Below are 24394 nucleotides of genomic sequence, written 5' to 3'. Positions count from 1 at the left end.
AAGTTTGGAGTCTATGTGATGCGGGCCACCTGTGGGAAGGGGCGGGTGAGTCAGACGCCGCTAGGCTCTAAGGGCGTGCCGTCCCAAATGCTTCGCCGCCTGCTGACGCTCGCCTTGAGTGTGGTGCTGGCTGTGGGGTGCGCCCGCGGTGACGGTGAACCGCCGAAGACCGCCGTTCCGCCGCATCCCTCAGATCCCGCCGTGGTTCACACTAGCGCAGGGGCGCTGCGCGGCGTCGTCGCCTCCGATCACCGGCTGTTCGCCGGAATCCCTTATGCCGCACCGCCACTCGGGCCGCTGAGGTGGCAGCCCCCGGCACCGGCTGCCGCATGGCAAGGGGTGCGCGACGCGACCCGCCCCGGACCGCGGTGCCTTCAGGATCCCGGTGGCGACCCGGAATTCGGGCGGCAAACCGACGAGGACTGCCTGACACTGAACGTCTGGACACCGCCCGTCGGCCGGGGTGGCGGGCCCTTGCCGGTGATGGTGTGGATTCACGGTGGCGCGTTCATCAACGGCAGCGGAGGAATCTACGACGCGCGGTGGCTCGCCGAGCGGGGCGACATGATCGTCGTCACCATCAATTACCGGCTGGGCGCGATGGGGTTCCTCGCGCATCCGGCGCTGGGGTCGCCGGGCGATGTCGGTAATTACGGCCTCGCCGATCAGCAGGCTGCGCTGCGCTGGGTGCGCGACAACATCGCCGACTTCGGCGGCGATCCGGGCAAGGTGACACTGGCTGGTGAGTCTGCCGGTGGCATGTCGGTATGTGACCACCTGGTTGCGCCGGAATCGGCTGGGCTGTTCCGGGCGGCGATCATTCAGAGCGGACCGTGCCAGGCGCAGCTGCCGCTCGCGCAGGCGCAGCAGGCCAGCCTCGACTACGCGGCCGAACTTGGCTGTGGCGAACCGCAATCCGCGGCCCAGTGCCTGCGCGCTCTGCCGCCCGGCAAGCTACGCGAGCCGGTTTGGTACTACCGCATCGGCGCCGACAAGCTCAGCGGTCCCGTCACCGGTACAAAGCGACTGCCGGTCGATCCGGTCGCCGGATCCGTCGAAGGCCGCACGGCGCGCGTGCCGGTGCTGATCGGCACCAACCGCGACGAATTCACGTTATTCGTCGCCCTGCAGTACCTGCGGCACGCCGAGTACAGCACCGAGGGGTACCCACAACTGCTGGCCGAGACGTTCGGCGCCAACGCGGCTGCCGTCGAGGCCCATTACCCATTGCAGCGTTACGGTGGTGCGCCCCTTGCATATTCGGCGGCGGTCACCGATGGGGTGTTCGCGTGCCCGTCGGATCGGATGGCCGAGGCAATGCAGCGCAAAGGGTCCGTCTACGCCTACGAGTTCAATGACCGCGATGCGCCGGCACCCGATCCGCTGCGCACAGTGCCGTTCCCAGTCGGCGCAAGCCATTCCCTGGAACTGCGCTACCTGTTCGACATGGGCGGTGCGCCGCCGCTCAACCCTGCCCAGCAGGTCTTGTCTGACCAAATGATCGACTACTGGGCGCATTTCGTGCGAACGACCGAACCGGGTGGGCAGTGGCCTGCATTCGGCGCCGACAAAAATCGGTTGTCGTTTCAGCCGGGTGGGAGCACAGTGATCACCGACTACGACGAATCCCACCAGTGCGCGTTCTGGGCTAGCGTGAAAGGCTGACGGCGATGCCGACTCCCGACCCCAACGGTTATGCGGACCAGTGGGTGCGGGCATGGAATGCGCACGATGTCGAGGCGGTGCTCGCGCACTTCCGCGACGATGTGCTGTTCACGTCGCCGGTGGCGGCACGCGTCGTCCCCGGAAGCGGGGGAGTGGTGCGAGGCAAGGCAGCGCTGCGCGACTACTGGACGGTTGCGCTGAAGGCCTTTCCGGAGCTGCACTTTGACATCGTCGGCGTGTACCGCGGTGAGTCGACGCTGGTGATCAACTACCGCAACCACCGCGGCGAACTGGTCAACGAGGTGCTGACCTTCGACGCCGACGGCCTGGTGCGCGAGGGCCACGGGACGTATCTGCACGGTTGATTCGGCACCGATTTTCCTGGGGGGGAAATGAAGTACAGAGTTCAAGCTCTGCTCGCAGTCGGTCTGCTCGTCGGCTTCTATGTGGTCGCTCTGGGCATCGTCATGACGCTGGTGTATGTGGGCAGCCTGCTGGTGTCCGCGTGGGGCATCGGCCTCGCGGCCGTGTGCTGGATCCTGGCTGGCGGTGTGGCGATCGCCGTCGGCCGAACAATGTTCTCACAACAGGACGCGAAGGCTCAGGATCAGATCGGCCTCGCCCTCGACGAGGCGCAACAGCCGAAGTTGTGGCGGGAGGTACGTGAACTCGCGGCATTCGCTGGTACGCGGCCTCCCGACGAGATCCAGCTTGTCACCGGCGCGAACGCCGCTGTCGCAGAAGAGACCTCACTGCTGGGACTCGTCGGCGGACGGCGCAAGATGTACATCGGCGCACCGCTGCTCGTCGGTCTCAGTCGCGAGCAGCTGCGCTCCGTGCTGGCGCACGAACTCGGCCACTACAGCGCCCGTCACACGGCGCTGGCAGCACTCACGTACCGCGGCATGGAAGCCATCGCGAAGGTCCTCACCGAACTCGACGACAGTGTCGTACGTATCCCGCTGTGGCTGTACGCGCGCCTCTACATCGCTGTCGCACAGACGGTCAACCGCCGCCAGGAGTTCGAGGCCGATCAACTCAGCGCCGAAGTTGTCGGCGCCGACACTGCGGCCGAGGCGCTTCGTCAGGGCACAGCCCTCGATCCGGCGTGGGAGTACTTCCTCATGCTGTACGTGAACACCGGCATGGCTGAAGGCAGCAGACCGCACGACTTGTTCGACGGGTTCCGGTGCTTCCTGGCGGCCCCGGAGCGACAGCGCCAGCTGGCCAAGGTGAAGGCGAACCCGGAAGATCCACCGCAGTCGATCTACGACAGCCACCCGTCGATTAGCAAGCGATTGGCGGCCTTTGACCGCATTGGGACCAGTGGAGAGCAAGACACTTCCGGCCCCGCCACGACCTTGCTCAGCGACCCGCAAGCCGACCTCGCTCAGTTCGGCGAGGTGATCTACCGCCAGTCGGGGCTGGCGGCAACGACATTCGACGAGATAGCGGCACTGGCCGGTAGCGCCAAGTCCGAGCACAACGCCCGGGTTCTGTTGAATGCGGCTGCCAAGCATGGAGTTTCGATTCCGACCCTGGGTGGGGTAATCACTGCGATCAATGAGGGGCGGACGCAGGCGCTGCTGTGCGCGGTAACCGAAAGCGGCGGCGAGAGCGAGGCCGCGCGGACCACCGCCGCAACGGCGTTGGGGGATGTGATCGCGCACAGACTCCTCGAGCAGGGCTCCGCTCGCTATGTGCTGGACTGGAACGGCCCGCCGCGGCTTGTCGACGAAAGCGGCGAATCGCTCGATCCATGGACTCCCGCCTACGAGGCGCTCGGCGCGGACGACGATGCAGTAGCCGCGTTTGAAACCTGGCTCGACAACCATCAGGTTCGTCGCGACATCGAGTTTCCTCCCGTCGAGCAGGAAGACGAACAGCCGCCTGCCGAGCCGACTCAATGGTTCGGCGTACTCGCACCGGTCAAGATTTCCCGCTTCTCCCGGTGCCGCGTCCTCGGTATCGCCGACAGTGGCGTACTGATCTGCAAACCGCGCCTCGAGGATCGCTGGGCGGCGTCGTTTGCGGCGCAGAGTTTTCGCAACGAGGGGCGCGTTTACGCCAAGAGGCTGCTCAATCGGGAACCGGCTCAAGTGCTCGCCGAGGGAGCCCGGCACTTTCGGTGGGGCGAGATCACCTCGGCCGTGGCACGCGACGGCCGGTTCGCACGCCGCGTGCGAATCGAGGCCACCGACGGCTCGACCACAACCGTGCGTTGGTACTTCACCGCACACGGCCAGGGTCAGATATGGCTGGTGCTCACCCACTACCTGGGCGACCGGTACACGGTCGAACCCTGACCTCAATGAGCACGCGAGCTACGCTCCAGTGCGTCTGACTTCTCGATTGGGGGGATCGTGAGCGCCGAGGAAATTGTTCGCGCCGAGTTGGCCGCATGGGGCCGCAACGATGTCGACGAAGTGATGAGCCACTTCGCTGACGATCTGACGCTTTATGTCGGCCCGTATCCGCCGGTTTCCGGTCGCGACGCGATTCGCAAGACGATGGAGGCCTACTTCTCTCGCGGAACGTGCGTCGACCTGAAGATTCTCTACGTCGCAGTCGACGGCGATGTCGTGTTGATGGAGCGTGACGACCACTGGATCGTGGACGGGAAAGAGATGCATTGGCCGGTGATGGGTGCCTACGAGGTCAAGGATCAAAAGATCACCGCATGGCGCGAGTACTTCACACCCGTCAGTACCTCGTAGCGCAACGCCGATAAGTGGTGGTCGGAGCCGCCGCGAGTGGCTACCTTACTCTGGAGTAAGGTCGCCGACGGTTGCCCATGGCCAGAGATTTGGATGAGGCCGGCATCTAAGGCATACTGTTCGGGTTGCCTTGAGCCGGGTTCGCGCCTGGCCGGGGCATACGACCAGCGCCTGAACGGGCGCATCCGGTCCCCACCTCGATCGCGACGATTTCCGCCGCGGCTGAGTGTGCGTGAGGGCGACACGCCCGACCGCGGGGATCGGTGAACCACAGACAGATAAACAGCGGCGGCATACCAGCGCGAAGCTAAATCGCCGGCTCAGCCGGCGAGTGCGCCGGACGGAAGCGGCCCCGGAAGGGGCCCAGTAGTAGTGAGGTAGGAGAAGCGTGGCGGGACAGAAGATCCGCATCAGGCTCAAGGCCTACGACCACGAGGCAATTGACGCCTCGGCACGCAAGATCGTGGAGACGGTCACCCGTACCGGCGCCAGCGTGGTTGGCCCTGTGCCGCTGCCGACTGAGAAGAACGTGTACTGCGTCATCCGGTCCCCGCATAAGTACAAGGACTCGCGGGAGCACTTCGAGATGCGTACGCACAAGCGACTGATCGACATCCTCGACCCGACGCCGAAGACCGTTGACGCCCTGATGCGCATCGATCTGCCGGCCAGTGTCGACGTCAATATCCAATAAGTCATTCCAGTAGGAGATCCCAAGAGAAATGGCTAGAAAGAGCATTCTGGGCACCAAGCTGGGCATGACGCAGGTGTTCGACGAGAACAACAAGGTCGTGCCGGTGACGGTCGTCAAGGCCGGTCCCAATGTCGTGACGATGATCCGCACGCCGGAGCGCGACGGCTACAGCGCGGTGCAACTCGCCTACGGCGAGATCAGCCCCCGCAAGGTCAACAAGCCCCTGTCCGGTCAGTACGCCGCGGCGGGCGTCAACCCGCGCCGTCACATCGCCGAGTTTCGTCTCGACGACGAGGCTGCCGCAGCGGAGTACGAGGTCGGTCAGGAGCTGACCGCCGAGATCTTCACCGACGGCGCCTTTGTCGACGTAACCGGCACCTCCAAGGGCAAGGGTTTCGCGGGCACCATGAAGCGCCACGGCTTCAAGGGCCAGGGCGCCAGCCACGGCGCCCAGGCCGTGCACCGTCGTCCCGGATCCATCGGAGGCTGCGCCACCCCGGGCCGGGTGTTCAAGGGCACGCGCATGTCGGGCCGGATGGGCAACGACCGCGTGACGACGCAGAACCTGTTGGTACACAAGGTCGATGCCGAGAACGGCGTGCTGTTGATCAAGGGTGCGATTCCCGGACGCAACGGCGGACTCGTAGCGGTCCGCAGCGCAATCAAGCGAGGCGAGAAGTAATGGCTGCCAAGACTCTTAAGATCGACGTCCACACCCCGGCCGGCAAGAAGGACGGCTCTGTCGAGCTGCCCGCCGAGCTGTTCGACGTCGAGCCGAACATCGCGCTGATGCATCAGGTTGTCGAGGCGCAACTGGCCGCCAAGCGGCAGGGCACGCACGCGACCAAGACACGCGGCGAGGTCCGCGGCGGCGGCAAGAAGCCCTACCGCCAGAAGGGAACTGGTCGTGCCCGTCAGGGTTCGACGCGTGCTCCGCAGTTCACCGGCGGTGGCACCGTCCACGGCCCGCAGCCGCGCGACTACAGCCAGCGCACGCCCAAGAAGATGATCGCCGCCGCCCTGCGCGGGGCGCTGTCGGACCGGGCACGCAACGGCCGCATCCACGCCATCACCGAGTTGGTGGAGGGTCAGGCTCCGTCGACCAAGAGCGCCAAGGCGTTCCTGGCCACGCTGACGGGCGAGCGCACGGCCGAAAACAACAAGGTGTTGGTTGTGATCGGGCGTGCCGATGAGACCAGTGCACTGAGCGCGCGCAACCTGCCCGGTGTGCACATCCTCTCGCCGGACCAGCTCAACACCTACGACGTGCTGAAGGCCGACGACGTGGTGTTCAGCGTCGAGGCGCTGAACAACTACATCAGCGCCAGCACCAAGACCGAAGACAGCACTGTGGAGGTGTCGGCGTAGATGGCAACCGTGACTGATCCCCGCGACATCATCCTGTCCCCGGTCATCTCCGAGAAGTCCTACGGGCTGATCGAGGACAACGTGTACACGTTCGTCGTGCACCCCGACTCGAACAAGACGCAGATCAAGATCGCGATCGAGAAGATCTTCAAGGTCGAGGTCGCGTCGGTGAACACCCTCAACCGGCAGGGCAAGCGCAAGCGCACCCGCGCCGGCTTCGGTAAGCGCAAGAACACCAAGCGCGCCATCGTCACGCTGGCCGCGGGTAGCAAGCCGATCGATTTGTTCGGAGCTCCGGCCTAGCCGGCGGATAACGCAGAGAGACCTAACCAATCATGGGAATTCGCAAGTACAAGCCGACGACCCCGGGTCGTCGCGGTGCCAGCGTCTCCGATTTCGCCGAGATCACTCGCGATCACCCGGAGAAGTCGCTGGTTCGTCCGCTGCACGGCAAGGGCGGTCGCAACGCGCACGGTCGGATCACCACCCGGCACAAGGGCGGCGGCCACAAGCGTGCGTACCGCGTGATCGACTTCCGTCGCCACGACAAGGACGGCGTCAACGCCAAGGTCGCGCACATCGAGTACGACCCCAACCGCACTGCGAACATCGCGCTGCTGCACTACCTCGACGGCGAGAAGCGCTACATCATTGCGCCGCAGGGACTTTCGCAGGGTGACATCGTTGAGTCGGGTGCCAACGCCGACATCAAGCCCGGCAACAACCTGCCGCTGCGCAACATCCCGTCGGGCACCGTGATCCACGCTGTGGAGCTGCGGCCCGGCGGCGGCGCGAAGATGGCGCGCTCCGCCGGCGCGAGCATCCAGCTGCTGGGTAAGGAAGGCACCTACGCCTCGCTGCGTATGCCGTCCGGTGAGATCCGTCGCGTCGACGTGCGCTGCCGCGCCACCGTCGGCGAGGTCGGCAATGCCGAGCAGGCCAACATCAACTGGGGCAAGGCCGGCCGTATGCGGTGGAAGGGCAAGCGCCCCACCGTCCGTGGTGTCGTGATGAACCCGGTCGACCACCCGCACGGCGGTGGCGAGGGTAAGACCTCCGGCGGCCGTCACCCGGTCAGCCCGTGGGGCAAGCCAGAGGGCCGTACCCGCAAGGCGAACAAGCCGAGCGACAAGCTCATCGTCCGACGCCGGCGCACCGGCAAGAAGCACCACCGGTAAGAGTTAGCCAGGGACAGGAATATGCCACGCAGCCTTAAGAAGGGTCCGTTCGTCGACGACCATCTGCTCAAGAAGGTCGACGTCCAGAACGAGAAGAACACCAAGCAGGTCATCAAGACCTGGTCGCGGCGTTCGACCATCATCCCCGACTTCATCGGGCACACCTTCGCGGTCCACGACGGCCGCAAGCATGTCCCGGTGTTCGTCACCGAGGCGATGGTCGGGCACAAGCTCGGCGAGTTCGCGCCGACGCGCACATTCAAGGGTCATATCAAGGATGACCGGAAGGCCAAACGGCGATGACCACTGTTACTGAATATCCGTCCGCGACCGCGGTGGCGCGCTTCGTGCGTATGTCGCCGACGAAGGCACGCCGCGTCATCGATCTGGTGCGCGGCAAGTCGGTGACCGAGGCGCTCGACATTCTGCGGTGGGCACCGCAGGAGGCCAGCGAGCCGGTCGCCAAGGTGATTGCCAGTGCCGCGGCCAACGCGCAGAACAACGAGGGCCTGGATCCGTCCACCCTCGTGGTTGCGACGATCTACGCCGACGGTGGCCCCACCGCCAAGCGCATCCGGCCGCGCGCCCAGGGGCGTGCGTTCCGAATCCGCAAGCGCACCAGTCACATCACGGTGATCGTGGAAAGCCGCCCGTCACGCGACGAGCGCAGCGCCGGTCGGTCGGCCAGCGCAGCGCGCGCCCGCCGTGCCCAGGGCAGCAAGGCCGCCGCGGCCAAGAAGGCGCCGGCGTCCAAGGCTGCTGCCGGGGCTCCGGCCAAGAAGGCTTCCGGAGCCGCGAAGAAGGCGCCCGCCAAGAAGGCGGCCGCGAAGAAGACTGCCGAAGCGTCTGACGCGAAGGAGGGCTCAGAGTAGTGGGCCAGAAAATCAATCCCCACGGCTTCCGGCTCGGTATCACTACCGACTGGAAGTCCCGGTGGTACGCCGACAAGCAGTACAAGGACTACGTCAAGGAAGACGTGGCGATCCGTCGGCTGCTGGCCACCGGTCTGGAGCGCGCCGGCATCGCCGACGTGGAGATCGAGCGCACCCGTGACCGGGTTCGAGTTGACATCCACACCGCGCGTCCCGGCATCGTCATCGGCCGCCGTGGCACCGAGGCTGACCGTATCCGCGCCGACCTGGAGAAGCTGACCGGCAAGCAGGTCCAGCTGAACATCCTCGAGGTGAAGAACCCCGAGTCGCAGGCGCAGCTGGTGGCTCAGGGTGTGGCAGAACAGCTTTCGAATCGCGTGGCGTTCCGTCGCGCGATGCGCAAGGCGATTCAGTCGGCCATGCGTCAGCCCAACGTGAAGGGCATTCGGGTGCAGTGCTCGGGCCGCCTCGGCGGCGCCGAGATGAGCCGCTCGGAGTTCTACCGCGAGGGCCGGGTGCCGCTGCACACGCTGCGCGCCGACATCGACTACGGCCTGTACGAGGCCAAGACGACCTTCGGCCGCATCGGCGTGAAGGTGTGGATCTACAAGGGCGACATCGTCGGTGGCAAGCGCGAGGCGACCGCGACGGTTCCTTCGGGTGCCGATCGTCCCCGCCGCGAGCGTCCGTCGGGCACCCGCCCGCGTCGTAGCGGCGCGTCGGGCACCACCGCGACGAGCACCGAGGCCGGCCGCGCCGCCACCGGCACCGAAGACGCGCCTGCAGTCGCCGAGGCGACGGGCGCAACCGAGGCCGCTGCTGCACAAGCACCGGCCACGGAGAATACGGAGAGCTGATCATGTTGATTCCCCGTAAGGTCAAGCACCGGAAGCAACACCACCCACGGCAGCGTGGCATCGCCAGCGGCGGTACGTCGGTGAGCTTCGGTGACTATGGCATCCAGGCGCTGGAGCATGCGTACATCACCAACCGGCAGATCGAGTCCGCTCGTATCGCCATCAACCGGCACATCAAGCGTGGCGGCAAGGTGTGGATCAACATCTTCCCGGACCGTCCGCTGACCAAGAAGCCTGCCGAAACCCGCATGGGTTCCGGTAAGGGTTCGCCGGAGTGGTGGGTCGCCAACGTGAAGCCCGGCCGTGTGCTGTTCGAGCTGAGCTACCCCGATGAGAAGACCGCGCGCGACGCACTGACGCGCGCGATCCACAAGTTGCCGATCAAGGCACGCATCGTGACTCGAGAGGATCATTTCTGATGGCAGTGGGAGTGACTCCTGGCGACCTTCGCGAGCTGACCGACGACGAATTGAAGGACAAGCTGCGCGAGTCGAAGGAAGAGCTGTTCAATCTGCGCTTCCAGATGGCGACCGGACAGCTCGCCAACAACCGTCGGCTTCGTACGGTGCGACAGGAAATTGCGCGTGTGTACACAGTGCTGCGCGAACGTGAATTGGGCCTGGCTTCCGGGCCCGCTGGTGAGGAATCGTAAAAATGGCAGAAACCAAGGGCCCCAAGCACACTCCGCGCCAGGACAAGCCGCGCGGTCGTCGCAAGACGGCCATCGGCTACGTGGTGTCGGACAAGATGCAGAAGACCATCGTGGTCGAGCTGGAAGACCGTAAGAGCCATCCGCTCTACGGCAAGATCATCCGCACCACCTCGAAGGTCAAGGCGCACGACGAGAACGGCGACGCCGGTGTCGGCGACCGCGTTTCGCTGATGGAGACCCGACCGCTGTCGGCGACCAAGCGCTGGCGCCTCGTCGAGGTGCTCGAGAAGGCCAAGTAGTTTTTCAGCGCGACACCAGCCCCCGGTTTCAACCGGGGGCTTTTGTCGTCAGGCGTCGTGCGATTCGTCGCTGTGTTGTCGGGGACGGGGGACGTGCGGCCGCTCATAGGTGTCCTGCCCCATGGCGAGCGCGATGAAAATGAGTGCGGCCAAACCGCCGAGCAAAACCACGCGCATGGTCATGTCGATACTCATTGCGCACCTCCACATTTGTTGCAGTGGAAATTAGGAAGGCGCTGCCAGGCGATCCAGGGTCGATGGTCACTTGCATTAGGGCCAAAAGTCCCTAGCGGAGTGCTTTTGGCATAGTCAGCAAAATTTGCTAATTGACGCGCCTGTTGATTGCTATACGATCGCAGAATGCGAAATATTGCGCTGTCGTCAATTTATACTGCGACAATTTTCGCGACGGCGCTCTCTTTCGCTGCGCTGGGAATATTGACATCGGTTGCCGCCGCGGCTCCGGGCGAAGACTTGTCGCCCCCGGCTCCGACCGTGATGGCACTGAAGTCCATGGGCTTGGACAACGGCCTCGCCCTCTACGGGCTGCAAGGTACGCAAACGCTGACCATGCCGGTACCTCCTGGGCTTGCCCCATCGACGTTGGACGCGCTCGTCGAATTGCCGGTGGGGGTGCGTGCCGGAACAGTCACCGTCACACAGGACGAACGCACCCTCGCGCGGGTGCCGTTGCCGACCGATTTCGGCGCGCCGGTCTCGATTCCTTTGGCCGGCGCCGCTGTCGTCGACAACGCGGTGACGTTCACCCTGCACAGCTATCTCGACCCATTCGAGGGCTATTGCCTTTACGACCCGACGGTGCCCCTTCGCCTCGACGACGCATCCGCCTCCTTCGCGGGCGCCGAGACCGTGCCCACAACCATCGCCGACTTCCTGCCGCCGGTCCTGAAAGAACTCCAGTTGTTCGTTCCGGCATCGCCGACGCGGGCGGAGTCCGATGCTGCGATACGGGTCGCCACGACCGTTGTGGCGCACTACGGCAAGCAGAACACCGTCGTCTCGTTGACGCCGCTGCAGGACGGACAGGTCGCCCCTGCGGAACCGGCACTCCCGCTGCAGCGTCAAATCGTCATCCGGCAGGGGCCGGGTAGTGGCCTCGAACTCGAGGGCCGTGATGATGGAAGCCCTTGGCTGCTGATCGGCGGGCCACCCGATGAACTGATCAATCAAACGCGGGTGTTGTCAGGGGACATCGGCAGACTCGCATTGAGCTCGAAAGCCGTTGCGGGGCCGCTGAAGCCGGTTCCGCAGCTGGCGCCGAACGTGACCACGATACGACAGCTCGGCCAACCCGGTGTCAACGCGACGGCGTTGTCGCCGCAGGTGTCGATCCCCTTGGATCAGACGCGGCTCGGGCGACCCTCACATGACATCCGGGTTCATTTGCGCGGATCGTATACACCGCTCCCGTCATCGGTTGGTGGCCAAGTCGTGGCTTCGATCGGCGGTGAGACCATCGACCGCTGGCCGGTCGACGGCACGGGGGTCATCGACCGGTGGATCGACGTCCCGGACCGACTCCTGCAGCGCTACACCAGCCTTGGCGTCGCCGTGAACATCACCGGGAACACCGGACGATGTGGCGAATTCCAGCCGATCACATTGACAATCGACGGCGACAGCCCGGTGGAGAGTGTCGCCGCCAAACCGCCTGTGCCTGGCGGTTTTCAGTCGCTACCCCAGGCGCTCATGCCGCGGGTGCAGATCGGCATGGGGAACACGTTCGACGACACCCGACGGGCACTGACCATCGTCGTCGGACTGCAGCGCCTGAGCGCGCTGCCCATCGATACCGCGGTGACGAGCCTCGATGAGGCGATGACCTCGCCGCTTCCCGCCATCCTGATCAGCGCCGAGCAACCGACGGACCAGCGAATCAGCCTGCCGGTCGCCGCGCATTCGGACAGTGAAATCACCGTTACCGACGCAGACGGAACAGGCCAAGAAGGCAAGCTCAAGCTCGACCCGTCATTGCGCTTCGGTTCATTGCAAACGACTTTCGACGGCAACAGGACGGTCGTCATCGCAACCTCCAACAAGGCCCCAGATCAGCTGGATGACCTTCTGCGATGGCTCGATTCGGACGTCGAGCACTGGTCACGATTGACTGGCGATGCGCTCATCGCCACACCGGGACATGCGCCGGTGATGGTCGGGACCGCACACTCGGCGCCGCAGCAGGTCGTGGAGTCCAAGAGTCTTTCCGTGCCGTGGTGGAGTGTCGGCGCCGGCGCAGGCATCGCCGTGGTGATTGTGTTGGCCGCCGGGCTCATCATGCTGCGCGGCAGGCGGTCTCGAGCGCAATCGTGACGGTGCCCACCGCGGTACCGGTTGCAGACGCCGCATCGCACTCGCCGCCGCGGGAACGGGTTCATCCGACCCTTCGCCTGATCCTGCGGTGGGCGTTGATATCGGCATTGACCGGTATCGCCTTCCACGAGAGTCTGTACAGCATCGGTTTGACCGCACACGTGGGCGGCCTCGGTGGCTTCGCCTGGACCGTACCGACGGTGGCCGTGCTGGTGGCGGTAGGGGTGGCCCGCCGTCACCGTACGGAGCTTCCGATACATGACCGACAAGTCGACATCATCGTAGGAACGATGGGCTTGGTGCTGGCCCTGCTCATGAACAATGTTCTGCTGCACCGATACTCGCTGTACTTCCATCTGCTCCGGCTGGATCTGCTCGCCATGTGGCTCTTTGTGTTCAGCAGCTGCATCGTGTTGTTCGGATTGCGGCCGGTCAGCAGATTCGCCTGGGTTTGGGCCATGATGTTCCTGATCTTCCCGTTGCCCTACTTCCTTCTTGTGATCTCTCTCGGCGGCAGCTCCTACGCCGCAGGCGCCGCGACGTTGCTCAACGCGGGAGTCGGCAGCGGAATCGCGGTGGGCCGCACGATGCGGCGCGGAATCGTGGGATCGTTGCTTGCCTGGGCGTTCGGTTTCGCGGTGCTGACAGCGATCTGGGTATTTCTGCCCGACACGCCGCTCTGGATGTATCAATACGTGCCGACGGTCGGCGCCGTCGCTGTCGTGGGTATCGTCATGTACTTGGCGGCCCGTCGCGGCCAGCCCAAGCGCCTGCTTGATCGCAAGGTGGAACCGCTTGCGGCCAGGCAGGTTTGGTCGAGTGTGCCGCTCGTCGTTGCCGTCGGCGTCGCGCTGGCCCTGGTTCATATTCCGACAGATCCCACCACCGCACCGGTCGACAGGCCGAGTCCTGGTGTGCTCGTTGCCGGGGAACCGCTCATCGCTCCACCAGGTTGGGCGACCGTTCAGCTTCAGGACTATCGCGACGTCAAACGGTTGTACGGCGACTCCGTGTTGGTACGGCAGTGGATGACCGCAACGGCTCCGGATCCTCGGTTCGACAAACTCTCTCGCCCGCGAACGCTGGTGGTGGACAGCCTCGTCAGCCGTCGGCCGTTCTCGTTCGGTGTATACCCGGCGCGGGTGTTGTATGGGCTGACCGGTGCGAGGTTCAGCGCACCACGGCGGATCGATCTCGGCATGGGCGTGACCGCAAGCATGATGTCGGTCGTCGACGACGATCTGCTCGTCACGTGGAACTCGATTCAATTCGCCTGGGGTGATAGGAAAGTCGCTCAGCGGATCACGATCTTCGCCGTCGACAACCACGATCCCAACGCGCCGTTTCCTGAACCAAGCGGCGACATGATCGGAACGGTTCGATCGCTGATCACATTGTTGTTTCGGGGCAACTCCGTGCTCGAGTCGCGCCGGGCGGCATTCAAGGATGCCGACCTGCTCACCGAATTCGGTCGCGGCTTGGTCAGCGCGCAATTCCGGCGGCCGGGGGACCGCGGATGAGCACCGAGATCAAGCAGTGGGACCCCGACACGATCAGTGAGGAGGAACGGCAGTTCGCTCTGTGGCGGGCGATCGAGGGCTTGCGAGAGGACGATCCCGTCAGCTCCGCATCGGTGCCGGTTGTCAGGTGGCAGCGATGGACGTTGTGGTCATTGCTGGCCCTTGTGGTGGGATGCGCGATCTGGCAGCCGGGGAGTACCGCGGTCGTCCTTGTCGGCATCAGTACGGTCGGCTACCTGCTGACCATGGCCGATCGGCTGCTGATCTTTCGCGACGGTCTGGCCGCGCGGGCCATCGTCATCCCCGACGAGAAAGCCCTTGGTATCTGCGATGCCGACCTCCCGCCGTACACGATCCTGGTTCCTGCGTATAACGAACCTGAGGTGGTCGGGGAGCTCATCGGCGCAATGGCTGCGCTGCAATACCCGGCAGACAAGCTTCAGGTGTTGCTGTTGCTCGAAGCCGACGACGACATAACCATTGCCGCGGCACGCAATTCCGCGGAATCAGACGCGATCACCATCCTGCTCGTCCCGCCGGCCGAGCCTCGCACCAAGCCAAAGGCCTGCAACTACGGTTTATCCTTCGCAACAGGCGACATCGTCACCATCTACGACGCCGAGGATCTGCCTGAACCGCTGCAACTACGCCGAGTGGTGGCAGCGTTCCGGCAGCTTCCCGACACCGTCGCATGCGTGCAGGCCAAGCTGGTCTACCACAACGGGCATCAGAACATGCTGACGGCGTGGTTCACCGCGGAGTACCGGCTGTGGTTCGGATATCTGCTGCCGGGGATGATGCGAAGCAGCTCGCCTATTCCGTTGGGCGGCACGTCGAATCACCTCCGCCGTGCAGTTCTCGACGAGATCGGGGCGTGGGACCCATTCAACGTCACAGAAGACGCCGACCTGGGGCTGCGCATAGCTTCGCGCGGTTACCACACCGCCGTCATCGACTCCAGCACTCTGGAGGAAGCCAATAGCGACGCGATCAACTGGATTCGGCAACGCTCTCGTTGGTACAAGGGCTACCTGCAGACCTGGCTGGTACAGATCCGGCGTCCCGTCCGACTGCTGCGGACGATCGGCTGGCGCAGCTTCATCCGGTTCAACCTCGTCCTTGGTGGTACTCCGATCATCGCGCTACTCAACCTCGCGTTCTGGTTGATCACGCTGGTGTGGTTTCTCGGTCAGCCTGCCGCGATCGAAGCCGTATTCCCCTGGTACATATACTTTCCCGCGCTGATTGCGCTCGTGTTGGGCAATGCTGCGACGCTGTACATGAATCTGATCACGTTGCGCGAAGACGACCGGGCCGATCTGCTCACAGCGGCGCTGACCGTGCCCGTCTTCTGGCTGATGATGAGCGTGGCCGCCGCCAAGGGTTGCTATCAGTTGGTCCGCAATCCCTCATACTGGGAGAAGACCTTCCACGGGTTGGCCGAACGACCAGACAACGCGGATACCTCGTGACCGCGCGGGCATCTTCGAATCGCAGCCTGAAGGTGACCGCATACTTCATTTCGCTCGCGGTCTACTTGATGGTCGGATATTGGCTGCAGGTGCAACACGGGTTCATCCTCGGTGACACGCTGTCGAGAGTTGCTGCGGCACAGTCGGTGTTGTTCAGCCGCGACCCGCACCTGGCCGCCATTGGATTCATCTTCACGCCCCTTGCGTCGATGGTTCAGATCCCCGCCGTCGCCCTCAGCGCCGTGTGGCCCGACATGGCTGCCCGCGCGTTTTCCGGAACGATCATGTCGGCCGTTTTCATGGCAGGCGCGGTGGTGCAGATTCTCAACATGGGAACCGACCGCGGGTTGCCGCGGGGGTATTCGATCGCGATCACGGCACTGTTTGCGCTCAACCCGATGATCGTCTTCTACGGCGCCAACGGAATGAGTGAGGCGCCCTTCGTCTTCTTCATGTCATGGGCTGTCCGCAGGCTCATCCTGTGGATGACCGACGACGATGTGCATCACCTGATCGTCGCCGGTGGCATAGCGATGGGAATGGCCTATCTGACCCGCTACGACGCTGTGGCATGTATTGCGGCGGCAGGCTTACTGGTCGGCGCAACCACCTACCTACGGGCCAGGGCCGCCCCACGAATTCGCCGGGCGGTGCTGGACATGATCATGGTCAGCGGTCCCGGGGTGGCCACCTTCGTCGGCTGGGCGGTGATCAGCTGGCTGATCACCGGAGAAGGGTTCGCGCAATTCACGTCGCAGTACGGGAACTCGGCGATCCTTGCGCAGTCCGGCCAGACGAAACCGGGATTCGGCGACGGCGTGTCGTTCGCCGCGGTGTGCGTTTCGCTGCTCGCACCGACCCTGGTCCCCATCGCCGCATGGGCGGCCGCGCAGCGGTGGCGACGACAGCGCTGGCACGTGCTGCTGGTGCCGACTGTGATATACGGTGCGGCGCTGGCGTTTCAGACGTTGAGCTATGCGATGGGATCGACCTTCCCGTTCTTGCGTTTCTACATGGTGGCCATTCCACTCACAGCATGCCTGGCCATGCTCGCTGTGCCCGACGGCCGATTGGTGGTTGCCAAACGGCGCGGAAAATATGCCCCGACATCGCCGCCACCGACACACCGGCGAAACTCGCTTCCCGCCTACCTCCCCGTTGCGGCAGCGATGGCGATCGCCCTGCCGATCACGGCGTGGGGGATGGGTCAGCCGAAGTATGCGCCGCAGGAGTACGCCCTTGGCGCTGTGCTCGCACCGGATCCCGGCAGCACCAGCGAACGGAAGGCCACCGAGCAGCGGATCGCGGCCAGCTTCTCCACCGAACGCCACATCGCGCGCTACCTCGAGAAGCTCGACCTGCCGGAGAGCTCTGTGCTCACCGACACGGTGTACGGATTCGCTGTGCTTGCCGCGTCGCGGCGTCCGAAAGTCTTTGTGGTGCCGTCGGATCCGGACTTCACCGACTTGCTCAACGCGCCGATAGAGAACGGGATCAAGTACATGCTCGCGGTGCCGCCGGTCGGCCGCGGGGCTTCTGATGCACTGAATCTGAGGTATCCCACGTTATTTGAGACCGGCGCCGATATCGCGACGCTCGAACTGGAAATCGCCAATGACGGTGACAGCCAGCCGGTGTGGCGGCTGTATCGGGTCAACGAGCCGGTGAAGCAGAGCTAGTCGTTGTTGTCGTTCTTGGCTTCTCGCCACGCGCGCTCGAACGGCAGCCGCCATGCATGCGGTGCGATCAGCTGATGAATCGCGTTGGGTCCCCACGTGCCCTGCGGGTAGGACTTGGCCGACGGGGGATCGGAGAGCAAGCCCTCCGATCGCTCCCACAGCGACTCGATGCCCTCGGCCGTCGTGAACAGCGTGTGGTCGCCGCGCATCGCGTCGAGCATCAACCGTTCGTAGGCCTCCAGCACGTCGGTGCCGGAGTCGACCTCCTGGGTGGAGAACTGCATCGACAGCTTGTCCAGCTTCATGCCAGGACCCGGCCGCTTTCCGTAGAACGACAGCGACACCTTGGAATTGTCGGCGAGGTCGAACGTCAAGTGGTCCGGCCCCTGGGCGCCGACACCGGAGCCGTGCTGAAACATCGTGCGCGGCGCCTCCTTGAACGCGATCGAGATGATGCGCATGCCCTCGGCCATCCGCTTGCCCGTGCGCAAGTAGATCGGCACGCCCGCCCATCGCCAGTTGTCGATGCCGACCTTGAGCGCGACGAATGTCTCGGTGTCGGAATCCTTTGCCACGCCGTCTAATTCGCGATAGCCGGCGAACTGGCCGCGGACCACGTGAGCCGGGTCGACGGGCAGCATCGATCTGAATACCTTGTTCTTCTCCTCGCTGATGGCACGCGGCTCCAGCGCAGTGGGAGGCTCCATCACGACGAAAGCCATCACCTGGAACAGATGGGTGACCACCATGTCCTTGTACGCGCCGGTGCTCTCGTAGAAGTTGGCGCGCTCGTCGAGACCGAGGGTTTCGGGGATGTCGATCTGGATGTGGTCGATGAAGTTGCGATTCCAAATCGGCTCGAACAGCCCGTTCGCAAAGCGGAACGCCAGGATGTTCAGCGCCGCCTCTTTGCCGAGGAAGTGGTCGATGCGAAAGATCTGCTCTTCGCTGAAGGTCTCGTGCACGAAGTCGTTGAGCGCTACGGCACTGGCCAGATCGGTGCCGAACGGCTTCTCCATCACAACGCGGGACCGGTCCACCAGGTTGGCCTCTCGCAGCGTGTCGATCACAGCTCGCGCGGCCTTCGGCGGTACCGAAAGATAGTGCAGACGGCGGACTCCCTTACTGAGTTTCTCCTCGGCGGTGGCGACGGCGGCGGCCAGCGCTTCGGGTCCTGCGCTCTGCGGCACGTAGCTCACCGATTTGGCGAAGCGGCCCCACTGGTCCGTGTTGAGCTTGTGCGTCCCGAAGTCCTCGATCGCTTCCTTGGCCACCTTCAGGAACTCGTCGGTGGAGATGTCCTCCAGCGAGGTGGCGACAATCTCGATGTGGGGAGCCAGTTCGGACTGGTCGAGGTAGGCGAGGCCAGGAATCAACTTGCGACGAGCCAGGTCTCCCGTAGCGCCGAAGAGCACGACAACGTGAGGGTCGACCGCGACTTCGTCCTGTCGGTACGGGCGCGAGCCCACTGCCGGATACGAAATCGTCTGCGGGTTGCTGGTCGTCACTCTCGGCATACTTCCACCGCCCCACGGTTTTTGCAGGCTGCCAAACCATTGGCCACCGCCGCATCACGCACCCGACGGCCCTTCTTAACTTTGCACGAAAGGCCGCAACCTAAACACCGAGTGGTGGCGGGCCGATCTCGACAATTGACACTTTTGATAATTTGTCACTAGAGTCCCCCGCAACCCGCGGAGGTGCGACTAACCCATGGCCGTCAGCCCGACTGAAACGATCAGCTACACCGGCGCATCCGAGCTATGGGAGAACTACGACGAGTTGCTGCTCAAGCTCGCGGCCGAAGCGCAGTCCGTAGCGGAGTTGGGAGGCGGCGCCAACCCGATCCTGGCGGCCGAACAGTGGCGATCCGTTCCCGAGCGGGTGGTGATCGACGTCTCGGCGCACGAACTCGCGCTGGGCGTAGGTGATTTCGACACCCGCGTCGCTGATCTCTGCCAGCCCATCCACGACGGCCTGGAGCGCTACGACCTCGTCTTCTCCAAGATGTTGTGCGAGCACCTGCCCGACGCGCGGACATTCCACGAGAACTGCCTGCGGCTGCTGAAACCCGGCGGGCGCGCAGTGCATTTCTTCCCAACGCTTTTCACGTTGCCGTTCGTTGCTAACCGGCTCATCCCGGAGGAGTTCGCCCGCGCGGTGCTGCGCAGAATCCAACCGGGCCGCATCGACGACCCCAAACACGAGAAGTTCCCTGCTTACTACCGCTGGTGCACTGGTCCAACGCGGCGGACACTCGCGCGCTACCAGAGCGTCGGCTTCACCGTGGAGTCGTTCACCGCGGCATTCGGGCATCGTTACTACGCGATGCTGCCGCCGCTTGAAGCCGCTGAGCAGGCGAAGACGCGATGGCTGCTGCGACACCCTGTGCCCTGGTGGACAAGCTTCGCCACTGTGGTGCTGAGGAAACCGCTCAGCGCGGGTCAACCGAGCTGGTAGGCGTCCCGCGACACCTGGAAGAAATCACCGGTGCCCGAGTCGGTGCATGTCACACCTGACGGCGCACTCGCGCACGTGATCGTGCCGACCGTGTATTCAGCGAGGCTCGACCTTTGCGGCGATGCCGTCGAGCAGCTGACCCAGACCGGAACGGAATTCGGCGAGGTGATCGTTGTCGGCGTCGTCGAAGACCCCGGCCTGCAGCGCGGCCGCCAGTGCCGGAAACCGGCCGCCGTCCAACAGTCGCCGAAGCAGGGCCGGATAGTCAGGACCTTGGCTGGCGGCCTCGATGCTCAATGCCGCAGCGCCGCGGACGTAATGCAGCACCGCCATGACGGCAGCCAGCTTGTCGCGCTCTGGCAACGTCGTTTCGGCCAGCGCGGCAAGGCCGGCGTCCAGCCACGCCAACTGCCCTGGATCCAGCGGCGGACCCGCCGCAGCGGTCTGCAGCACCCATGGATGGCTGTGATAGACCTCCCACAGCCCGCAAGCCCAATCACTCAGCGCACCACGCCAATTCGATGGATCGGCCGGTGTGGGCGGCGGGTCGGGTGCCGTCGACAACATGAATGTCAACAACTCGTCCTTGTTGGCGACGTGGCGGTACAGCGACATGGTGCCGCAGCCCAGCCGATCGGCCAACCGCGCCATGGACAGCGCGGCCAACCCTTCCGTCTCGACCAAATCGATCGCGGACGCGACGATGCGCTCGCGGCTCAGGCCGCGCGTACGCCGCCCCGGCGGCTCGTCCCGCCAGAGGATCTCCAGTGCTCTGGGCAGCGGTTCGTCAGAGGTCATCACACACCAGCCTAATCGGTAGACCTAGGGAAAGCGTATGTCGTACGCTCATGCGTATGTCATACGCAAAACCCGGCCAGCGGCGGAATTGGCCCGCTTTCGTCCTCGCTGTTGTCGTCGTCGCGTTTCTGGTCTATTCGTTGCCGCCCTACTTCACCGGAGGCACCCGGGTGCCCGCGACGTTCGCACTGCACTACCCGCTGCTGGTCGGTCACGTGATGCTCGCGAGCATCGCGATGGTGGCGGCAGTCGCGCAGATCTGGCCGGGACTGCGGAAGCGGCGACCTGTTCTGCACCGCAGGGTGGGGCGGGTCTACGTGTTCGCCGCGATCCCCGCCGCGGTGTGCGCCATGGTGATCGGCGCGATGACGCCGTTCGGCCCGTTCCTGGCCGTCAGTAACGTTCTGCTCGCCACGCTGTGGCTGTGGTTCACGATCAATGGCTACCTCGCCGCACGGCAGCGGCAATTCGTGACGCATCGGCGACACATGGTCCTCAGTGCGACGCTTGCATTGTCGATCATCGCGAACCGGATTTGGACGCCGTTGTTGATAGTCGTGTTCCTGCCGTTGCAGGACAGCATGTTTGGGGGAAATCAGGAGTATTTCGTCTGGTTGGTGGCCGGCATCGGCGCGTGGCTGGGCTGGTCGATTCCGTTCTTCTCGGTGCGGCGTTGGTTGAACCGAAAAACTGTAATGCCGCGGTCGTCAATTTCTCAGCTAAGCGATACGCAGCCGGTGTAGGTTCGGTGCGATCGTCGAAGACACGGCGATAACAAACCCGGGACGAGGCTGTCATGGCGAGGGAATTCAACGGCAAGATCGAGCTGGACATCCGGGATTCCGAGCCCGACTGGGGACCGTACGCCGCACCGACCGCGCAACAGGATGCGCCCAACGTCTTGTATCTCGTGTGGGACGACACCGGCATCGCGACGTGGGACTGCTTCGGCGGCTTGGTCGAAATGCCGACCATGAGTCGTATCGCCGAACGCGGTGTGCGGCTGTCGCAGTTCCACACGACCGCGCTGTGCTCGCCAACGCGGGCCTCGTTGCTGACGGGCCGCAACCCGACCACAGTCGGGATGGCCACGATCGAAGAGTTCACCGACGGCTTTCCCGGCTGCAACGGCCGGATCCCCGACGACACCGCGCTGCTGTCGGAGGTCCTGGTCGAGAACGGCTACAACACCTATTGCGTCGGCAAGTGGCACCTCACGCCGCTGGAAGAGTCGAATCTTGCTGCCACCAAACGGCATTGGCCACTGGCGCGCGGGTTCGAGCGGTTCTACGGTTTCATGGGCGGTGAGACCGACCAGTGGTATCCCGAACTCGTTTACGACAACCACCCGATCGCGCCGCCGGGAACACCGGAGGACGGCTACCACCTGTCGAAGGACATCGCCGACAGGACAATCGAATTCATCCGCGACGCCAAGGTGATCGCGCCCGACAAGCCGTGGTTCTCCTACGTTTGCCCTGGCGCCGGCCATGCGCCACATCACGTATTCAAGGAATGGGCCGACAAGTACGCGGGCCGCTTCGACATGGGCTACGAACGGTACCGCGAAATCGTGCTGGAGAACCAGAAGCAGCTCGGCATCGTCCCGCCGGACACCGAACTGTCGCCGATCAACCCATACCTGGAGGTCAAGGGGCCCAACGGTGAGCCATGGCCGCCGCAGGACACCGTGCGACCGTGGGAATCCCTTGGCGACGACGAGAAGCGACTGTTCGCAAGGATGGCCGAGGTGTTCGCAGGCTTCCTGTCCTACACCGACGCCCAAATCGGCCGCATCCTGGACTATTTGGATGAGTCCGGTCAGCTCGACAACACCATCATCGTGGTCATCTCCGACAATGGTGCCAGTGGCGAAGGCGGTCCGAACGGGTCGGTGAACGAGGTCAAATTCTTCAACGGGTACATCGACAGCGTCGAGGAAAGCCTGAAGGTGATGGACAACCTCGGCGGCCCCGAGACGTACAACCACTATCCAATCGGATGGGCGATGGCGTTCAACACGCCCTACAAGCTGTTCAAGCGCTACGCCTCACACGAAGGCGGCATCGCGGACACCGCAATCATCAGCTGGCCCAAGGGAATCAAAGCCCACGGGGAGGTGCGCGACAACTACGTCAACGTCTGCGACATCACCCCGACGGTGTATGACCTGCTCGACATCACCCCGCCCGCGACGGTTCGCGGCGTTCCGCAGAAGCCTCTCGACGGTGTGAGCATCAAAGTGGCCCTTGACAATCCGCATGCGCCGACCGGCAAGGAGACGCAGTTCTACGCGATGCTCGGCACCCGCGGCATCTGGGACAAGGGCTGGTTCGCCAACACCGTGCACGCCGCGTCGCCCGCAGGCTGGTCCCACTTCGACAAGGACCGCTGGGAGCTGTTCCACATCCAGGCCGACCGCAGCCAATGCCACGATCTGGCCGCCGAGAATCCCGACAAACTCGAAGAACTCAAGAAGTTGTGGTTCAGAGAAGCCGACAAATACAACGGCTTGCCGCTGGCCGACTTGAACATCCTCGAGACGATGACGCGGTATCGGCCGTACCTCACCGGCACCCGCGAGTCCTACACCTATTACCCCGGCACCGCCGACGTCGGCATGGGTGCCGCCGTTGAGATCCAGGGCCGGTCGTTCGCGATGATCGCCGAAGTGACGATCGACAGCGGCGCCGAGGGTGTGATCATCAAACACGGTGGCGCACACGGCGGGCACGTGCTGTTCGTCCAGGACGGCCGGTTGCACTACATCTACAACTTCCTCGGCGAGCAGGAGCAGAAGCTGTCGTCGGATGCCGTTCCGTTGGGCAAGCACACTTTCGGCGTCGCCTTTGTGCGCACCGGGACGGTGGAGGGCAGCCACACCCCCGTCGGCGATACGGCGCTCTACATCGACGACGCCGAGGTGGCATCGCTGTCCGGCATGAAGATCCATCCCGGCACGTTCGGGCTCGCGGGAGCCAGCCTCAGTGTGGGGCAGAACACCGGATCGCCGGTTTCGCGGACGTACAAGGCGCCGTTCCCGTTCACAGGTGGCACCATCGCAATGGTGAACGTCGACGTGTCAGGCAAGCCGTACGTGGATTTGGAACGAGAGTTCGCGCGGGCGTTCGCGAAAGACTGATGAAGCGGGTCGGTTTGGCGACGCTCGTGCTGGCCTGTCTGCTGGCCGCGTGCGTGCGAACCAGCGAAGGCCTGCCAGTTGCAGGCAAGGCTCCTACCGTCGCGGCCCCCCAGTCGTCCTCGGCGACAACCGCGCTACCACAGCAGCCGGAGCCCTCCACGTTCGGTGTCCTTCCGACGACGCGCGCGCCCGTGCCTGCGAACAGCGTCGTGTGCTCGCAGACGATCACGCCGAGTGTGCGGCTGGCGGCCGAGGTCGCTGACCCGCAGGCACCGAGGATCACGGTCGGCGTTCCCGACAAGTGGTCGATGACTGCGGGCACCGGCGACGTGGGCGGCAAGCTGGACGGACCCGACGGCATGGCGGCCACCGTCACGATCGCAGCGACGAAATTGGATCCCGCGGCCGCGTTTCGCAAGTACTCCGATGACCTGATGGCGAAATCGCCAGTCAGCTCCGTCAGCGTGCTGCCTGGCGAGCTGTGCGGCTACAGCGGGCAGAAGCTGATGGGTGCGTGGTCGGACACACCGCAGAACGCCGTGCAATACGAGGACCGCATCGTTCACATCTGGACCGACCACGGTCCCGACTATCTCGTCGCAGTCCACGTGCAGGCTCCCACGGGAACCCCGGGTTTCGACTCCGCGGCGGCGCTGCTGACCCAAGACTTCGAGATCGTTCTACCTTGAC

The 24394-nt window shown here is 64.3% G+C and carries 26 protein-coding genes; 23 read left to right on the top strand and 3 right to left on the bottom strand.

What is annotated here, in order from left to right; genetic code table 11:
• Positions 1–87 precede the first annotated feature (87 nt).
• The 15 genes from GGC64_RS09245 (at position 88) to rpsQ (ending at position 10302) form a co-directional block, all read left to right on the top strand.
• Positions 88–1665: a carboxylesterase/lipase family protein gene (locus GGC64_RS09245; protein WP_192722474.1), complete on the top strand. Its 1578-nt coding sequence runs from the start codon at positions 88–90 to the stop codon at positions 1663–1665.
• Positions 1666–1670: 5 nt separating this feature from the next.
• Positions 1671–2030 carry a nuclear transport factor 2 family protein gene (locus GGC64_RS09240; protein ID WP_192722074.1) on the top strand — a complete coding sequence of 120 codons (360 nt, stop codon included), beginning with the start codon at positions 1671–1673 and terminating at the stop codon, positions 2028–2030.
• A 27-nt stretch (positions 2031–2057) separates the two neighbouring features.
• Positions 2058–3971: a M48 family metalloprotease gene (locus tag GGC64_RS09235; RefSeq protein WP_192722073.1), complete on the top strand. Its 1914-nt coding sequence runs from the start codon at positions 2058–2060 to the stop codon at positions 3969–3971.
• 57 nt (positions 3972–4028) lie between these two features.
• On the top strand, positions 4029–4382 hold the full coding sequence (locus GGC64_RS09230) for a limonene-1,2-epoxide hydrolase family protein (RefSeq protein ID WP_192722072.1): 354 nt from the start codon (positions 4029–4031) through the stop codon (positions 4380–4382).
• A 388-nt stretch (positions 4383–4770) separates the two neighbouring features.
• On the top strand, positions 4771–5076 hold the full coding sequence (gene rpsJ, locus GGC64_RS09225) for a 30S ribosomal protein S10 (protein ID WP_003883485.1): 306 nt from the start codon (positions 4771–4773) through the stop codon (positions 5074–5076).
• A 28-nt stretch (positions 5077–5104) separates the two neighbouring features.
• Positions 5105–5758 carry a 50S ribosomal protein L3 gene (rplC, locus tag GGC64_RS09220; protein WP_192722071.1) on the top strand — a complete coding sequence of 218 codons (654 nt, stop codon included), beginning with the start codon at positions 5105–5107 and terminating at the stop codon, positions 5756–5758.
• Entirely contained in the window at positions 5758–6444 is a 687-nt protein-coding gene (rplD, locus tag GGC64_RS09215) for a 50S ribosomal protein L4 (RefSeq protein ID WP_192722070.1), read from the top strand. The genes rplC and rplD overlap by 1 nt, the downstream gene beginning before the upstream one ends.
• A complete protein-coding gene (gene rplW / locus GGC64_RS09210; protein WP_192722069.1) occupies positions 6445–6747 on the top strand; it encodes a 50S ribosomal protein L23 in 303 nt (100 codons plus the stop codon).
• 32 nt (positions 6748–6779) lie between these two features.
• Positions 6780–7622, top strand: a complete 843-nt coding sequence (gene rplB / locus GGC64_RS09205; protein WP_192722068.1) for a 50S ribosomal protein L2 — start codon at positions 6780–6782, stop codon at positions 7620–7622.
• A gap of 21 nt (positions 7623–7643) precedes the next feature.
• Positions 7644–7925, top strand: coding sequence for a 30S ribosomal protein S19 (gene rpsS / locus GGC64_RS09200; protein WP_010908582.1), 282 nt, complete (start codon positions 7644–7646; stop codon positions 7923–7925).
• Positions 7922–8494 (top strand): 50S ribosomal protein L22, encoded by a 573-nt coding sequence (gene rplV / locus GGC64_RS09195; protein ID WP_192722067.1) that lies wholly within the window; start codon positions 7922–7924, stop codon positions 8492–8494. Before rpsS ends, rplV begins: the two co-directional genes overlap by 4 nt.
• Entirely contained in the window at positions 8494–9351 is an 858-nt protein-coding gene (gene rpsC, locus GGC64_RS09190; protein ID WP_192722066.1) for a 30S ribosomal protein S3, read from the top strand. Before rplV ends, rpsC begins: the two co-directional genes overlap by 1 nt.
• Positions 9352–9353: 2 nt before the next feature.
• The gene (rplP, locus tag GGC64_RS09185) at positions 9354–9770 is read left to right on the top strand and encodes a 50S ribosomal protein L16 (RefSeq protein ID WP_067804081.1); all 417 of its coding nucleotides are present in this window, start codon (positions 9354–9356) and stop codon (positions 9768–9770) included.
• Positions 9770–10003 (top strand): 50S ribosomal protein L29, encoded by a 234-nt coding sequence (gene rpmC / locus GGC64_RS09180; protein ID WP_192722065.1) that lies wholly within the window; start codon positions 9770–9772, stop codon positions 10001–10003. The genes rplP and rpmC overlap by 1 nt, the downstream gene beginning before the upstream one ends.
• 2 nt (positions 10004–10005) lie before the next feature.
• Complete coding sequence (gene rpsQ / locus GGC64_RS09175) at positions 10006–10302, top strand: 30S ribosomal protein S17 (protein ID WP_192722064.1); 297 nt, start codon at positions 10006–10008, stop codon at positions 10300–10302.
• 48 nt (positions 10303–10350) lie between these two features.
• Here the strand turns inward: rpsQ and GGC64_RS09170 are convergent, their stop codons facing one another.
• A complete protein-coding gene (locus tag GGC64_RS09170; protein WP_192722063.1) occupies positions 10351–10497 on the bottom strand; it encodes a hypothetical protein in 147 nt (48 codons plus the stop codon).
• A gap of 243 nt (positions 10498–10740) precedes the next feature.
• Between GGC64_RS09170 and GGC64_RS09165 the strand changes: the two genes are divergently transcribed.
• The 4 genes from GGC64_RS09165 (at position 10741) to GGC64_RS09150 (ending at position 17304) form a co-directional block, all read left to right on the top strand.
• A complete protein-coding gene (locus GGC64_RS09165) occupies positions 10741–12633 on the top strand; it encodes a cellulose biosynthesis cyclic di-GMP-binding regulatory protein BcsB (RefSeq protein ID WP_225951222.1) in 1893 nt (630 codons plus the stop codon).
• Positions 12630–14153 carry a hypothetical protein gene (locus tag GGC64_RS09160; protein WP_225951221.1) on the top strand — a complete coding sequence of 508 codons (1524 nt, stop codon included), beginning with the start codon at positions 12630–12632 and terminating at the stop codon, positions 14151–14153. Before GGC64_RS09165 ends, GGC64_RS09160 begins: the two co-directional genes overlap by 4 nt.
• The gene (locus GGC64_RS09155) at positions 14150–15625 is read left to right on the top strand and encodes a glycosyltransferase (protein ID WP_192722062.1); all 1476 of its coding nucleotides are present in this window, start codon (positions 14150–14152) and stop codon (positions 15623–15625) included. Before GGC64_RS09160 ends, GGC64_RS09155 begins: the two co-directional genes overlap by 4 nt.
• 68 nt (positions 15626–15693) lie before the next feature.
• Positions 15694–17304: an ABC transporter gene (locus tag GGC64_RS09150; protein WP_225951635.1), complete on the top strand. Its 1611-nt coding sequence runs from the start codon at positions 15694–15696 to the stop codon at positions 17302–17304.
• Here the strand turns inward: GGC64_RS09150 and zwf are convergent.
• Positions 17301–18812 carry a glucose-6-phosphate dehydrogenase gene (gene zwf / locus GGC64_RS09145; protein ID WP_192722060.1) on the bottom strand — a complete coding sequence of 504 codons (1512 nt, stop codon included), beginning with the start codon at positions 18810–18812 and terminating at the stop codon, positions 17301–17303. The genes GGC64_RS09150 and zwf overlap by 4 nt on opposite strands.
• Positions 18813–19017: 205 nt before the next feature.
• On the opposite strand from zwf, the gene GGC64_RS09140 reads away from it, so the two are divergent.
• On the top strand, positions 19018–19764 hold the full coding sequence (locus GGC64_RS09140; protein WP_192722059.1) for a bifunctional 2-polyprenyl-6-hydroxyphenol methylase/3-demethylubiquinol 3-O-methyltransferase UbiG: 747 nt from the start codon (positions 19018–19020) through the stop codon (positions 19762–19764).
• A 96-nt stretch (positions 19765–19860) separates the two neighbouring features.
• Here the strand turns inward: GGC64_RS09140 and GGC64_RS09135 are convergent, their stop codons facing one another.
• Complete coding sequence (locus GGC64_RS09135) at positions 19861–20562, bottom strand: TetR/AcrR family transcriptional regulator (RefSeq protein WP_192722058.1); 702 nt, start codon at positions 20560–20562, stop codon at positions 19861–19863.
• 50 nt (positions 20563–20612) lie between these two features.
• Between GGC64_RS09135 and GGC64_RS09130 the strand changes: the two genes are divergently transcribed.
• Genes GGC64_RS09130 through GGC64_RS09120 form a run of 3 tightly spaced genes read left to right on the top strand, consistent with a single transcriptional unit; the run spans position 20613 to position 24393 of the window.
• Positions 20613–21305, top strand: a complete 693-nt coding sequence (locus tag GGC64_RS09130; RefSeq protein ID WP_370582033.1) for a DUF2306 domain-containing protein — start codon at positions 20613–20615, stop codon at positions 21303–21305.
• Positions 21306–21358: 53 nt separating this feature from the next.
• A complete protein-coding gene (locus GGC64_RS09125; RefSeq protein ID WP_192722056.1) occupies positions 21359–23704 on the top strand; it encodes an arylsulfatase in 2346 nt (781 codons plus the stop codon).
• Positions 23704–24393, top strand: a complete 690-nt coding sequence (locus GGC64_RS09120) for a hypothetical protein (RefSeq protein WP_192722055.1) — start codon at positions 23704–23706, stop codon at positions 24391–24393. The genes GGC64_RS09125 and GGC64_RS09120 overlap by 1 nt, the downstream gene beginning before the upstream one ends.
• The last annotated feature ends 1 nt before the right edge of the window (position 24394 follow it).

The organism is Mycobacterium sp. OAS707, from assembly GCF_014873705.1.
In the GTDB taxonomy this organism is placed as follows: domain Bacteria; phylum Actinomycetota; class Actinomycetes; order Mycobacteriales; family Mycobacteriaceae; genus Mycobacterium.
The sequence above is the reverse complement of the archived record's forward strand: the minus strand, read 5'-3'. Positions and strand labels throughout refer to the sequence as shown.

Bases quoted from the DNA above. Each gene is read 5' to 3' on its own strand.
- rpmC (WP_192722065.1), top strand. From the start codon at position 9,770: ATGGCAGTGGGAGTGACTCCTGGCGACCTTCGCGAGCTGACCGACGAC.
- GGC64_RS09120 (WP_192722055.1), top strand. From the start codon at position 23,704: ATGAAGCGGGTCGGTTTGGCGACGCTCGTGCTGGCCTGTCTGCTGGCC.
- rplP (WP_067804081.1), top strand. From the start codon at position 9,354: ATGTTGATTCCCCGTAAGGTCAAGCACCGGAAGCAACACCACCCACGG.
- rplB (WP_192722068.1), top strand. From the start codon at position 6,780: ATGGGAATTCGCAAGTACAAGCCGACGACCCCGGGTCGTCGCGGTGCC.
- GGC64_RS09125 (WP_192722056.1), top strand. From the start codon at position 21,359: ATGGCGAGGGAATTCAACGGCAAGATCGAGCTGGACATCCGGGATTCC.
- GGC64_RS09135 (WP_192722058.1), bottom strand. From the start codon at position 20,562: ATGACCTCTGACGAACCGCTGCCCAGAGCACTGGAGATCCTCTGGCGG.
- GGC64_RS09245 (WP_192722474.1), top strand. From the start codon at position 88: ATGCTTCGCCGCCTGCTGACGCTCGCCTTGAGTGTGGTGCTGGCTGTG.
- rpsS (WP_010908582.1), top strand. From the start codon at position 7,644: ATGCCACGCAGCCTTAAGAAGGGTCCGTTCGTCGACGACCATCTGCTC.
- rpsQ (WP_192722064.1), top strand. From the start codon at position 10,006: ATGGCAGAAACCAAGGGCCCCAAGCACACTCCGCGCCAGGACAAGCCG.
- GGC64_RS09130 (WP_370582033.1), top strand. From the start codon at position 20,613: ATGCGTATGTCATACGCAAAACCCGGCCAGCGGCGGAATTGGCCCGCT.
- rplW (WP_192722069.1), top strand. From the start codon at position 6,445: ATGGCAACCGTGACTGATCCCCGCGACATCATCCTGTCCCCGGTCATC.
- GGC64_RS09140 (WP_192722059.1), top strand. From the start codon at position 19,018: ATGGCCGTCAGCCCGACTGAAACGATCAGCTACACCGGCGCATCCGAG.
- GGC64_RS09155 (WP_192722062.1), top strand. From the start codon at position 14,150: ATGAGCACCGAGATCAAGCAGTGGGACCCCGACACGATCAGTGAGGAG.
- GGC64_RS09170 (WP_192722063.1), bottom strand. From the start codon at position 10,497: ATGAGTATCGACATGACCATGCGCGTGGTTTTGCTCGGCGGTTTGGCC.
- GGC64_RS09150 (WP_225951635.1), top strand. From the start codon at position 15,694: ATGGTCGGATATTGGCTGCAGGTGCAACACGGGTTCATCCTCGGTGAC.
- GGC64_RS09235 (WP_192722073.1), top strand. From the start codon at position 2,058: ATGAAGTACAGAGTTCAAGCTCTGCTCGCAGTCGGTCTGCTCGTCGGC.
- rplC (WP_192722071.1), top strand. From the start codon at position 5,105: ATGGCTAGAAAGAGCATTCTGGGCACCAAGCTGGGCATGACGCAGGTG.
- GGC64_RS09240 (WP_192722074.1), top strand. From the start codon at position 1,671: ATGCCGACTCCCGACCCCAACGGTTATGCGGACCAGTGGGTGCGGGCA.
- rplD (WP_192722070.1), top strand. From the start codon at position 5,758: ATGGCTGCCAAGACTCTTAAGATCGACGTCCACACCCCGGCCGGCAAG.
- rplV (WP_192722067.1), top strand. From the start codon at position 7,922: ATGACCACTGTTACTGAATATCCGTCCGCGACCGCGGTGGCGCGCTTC.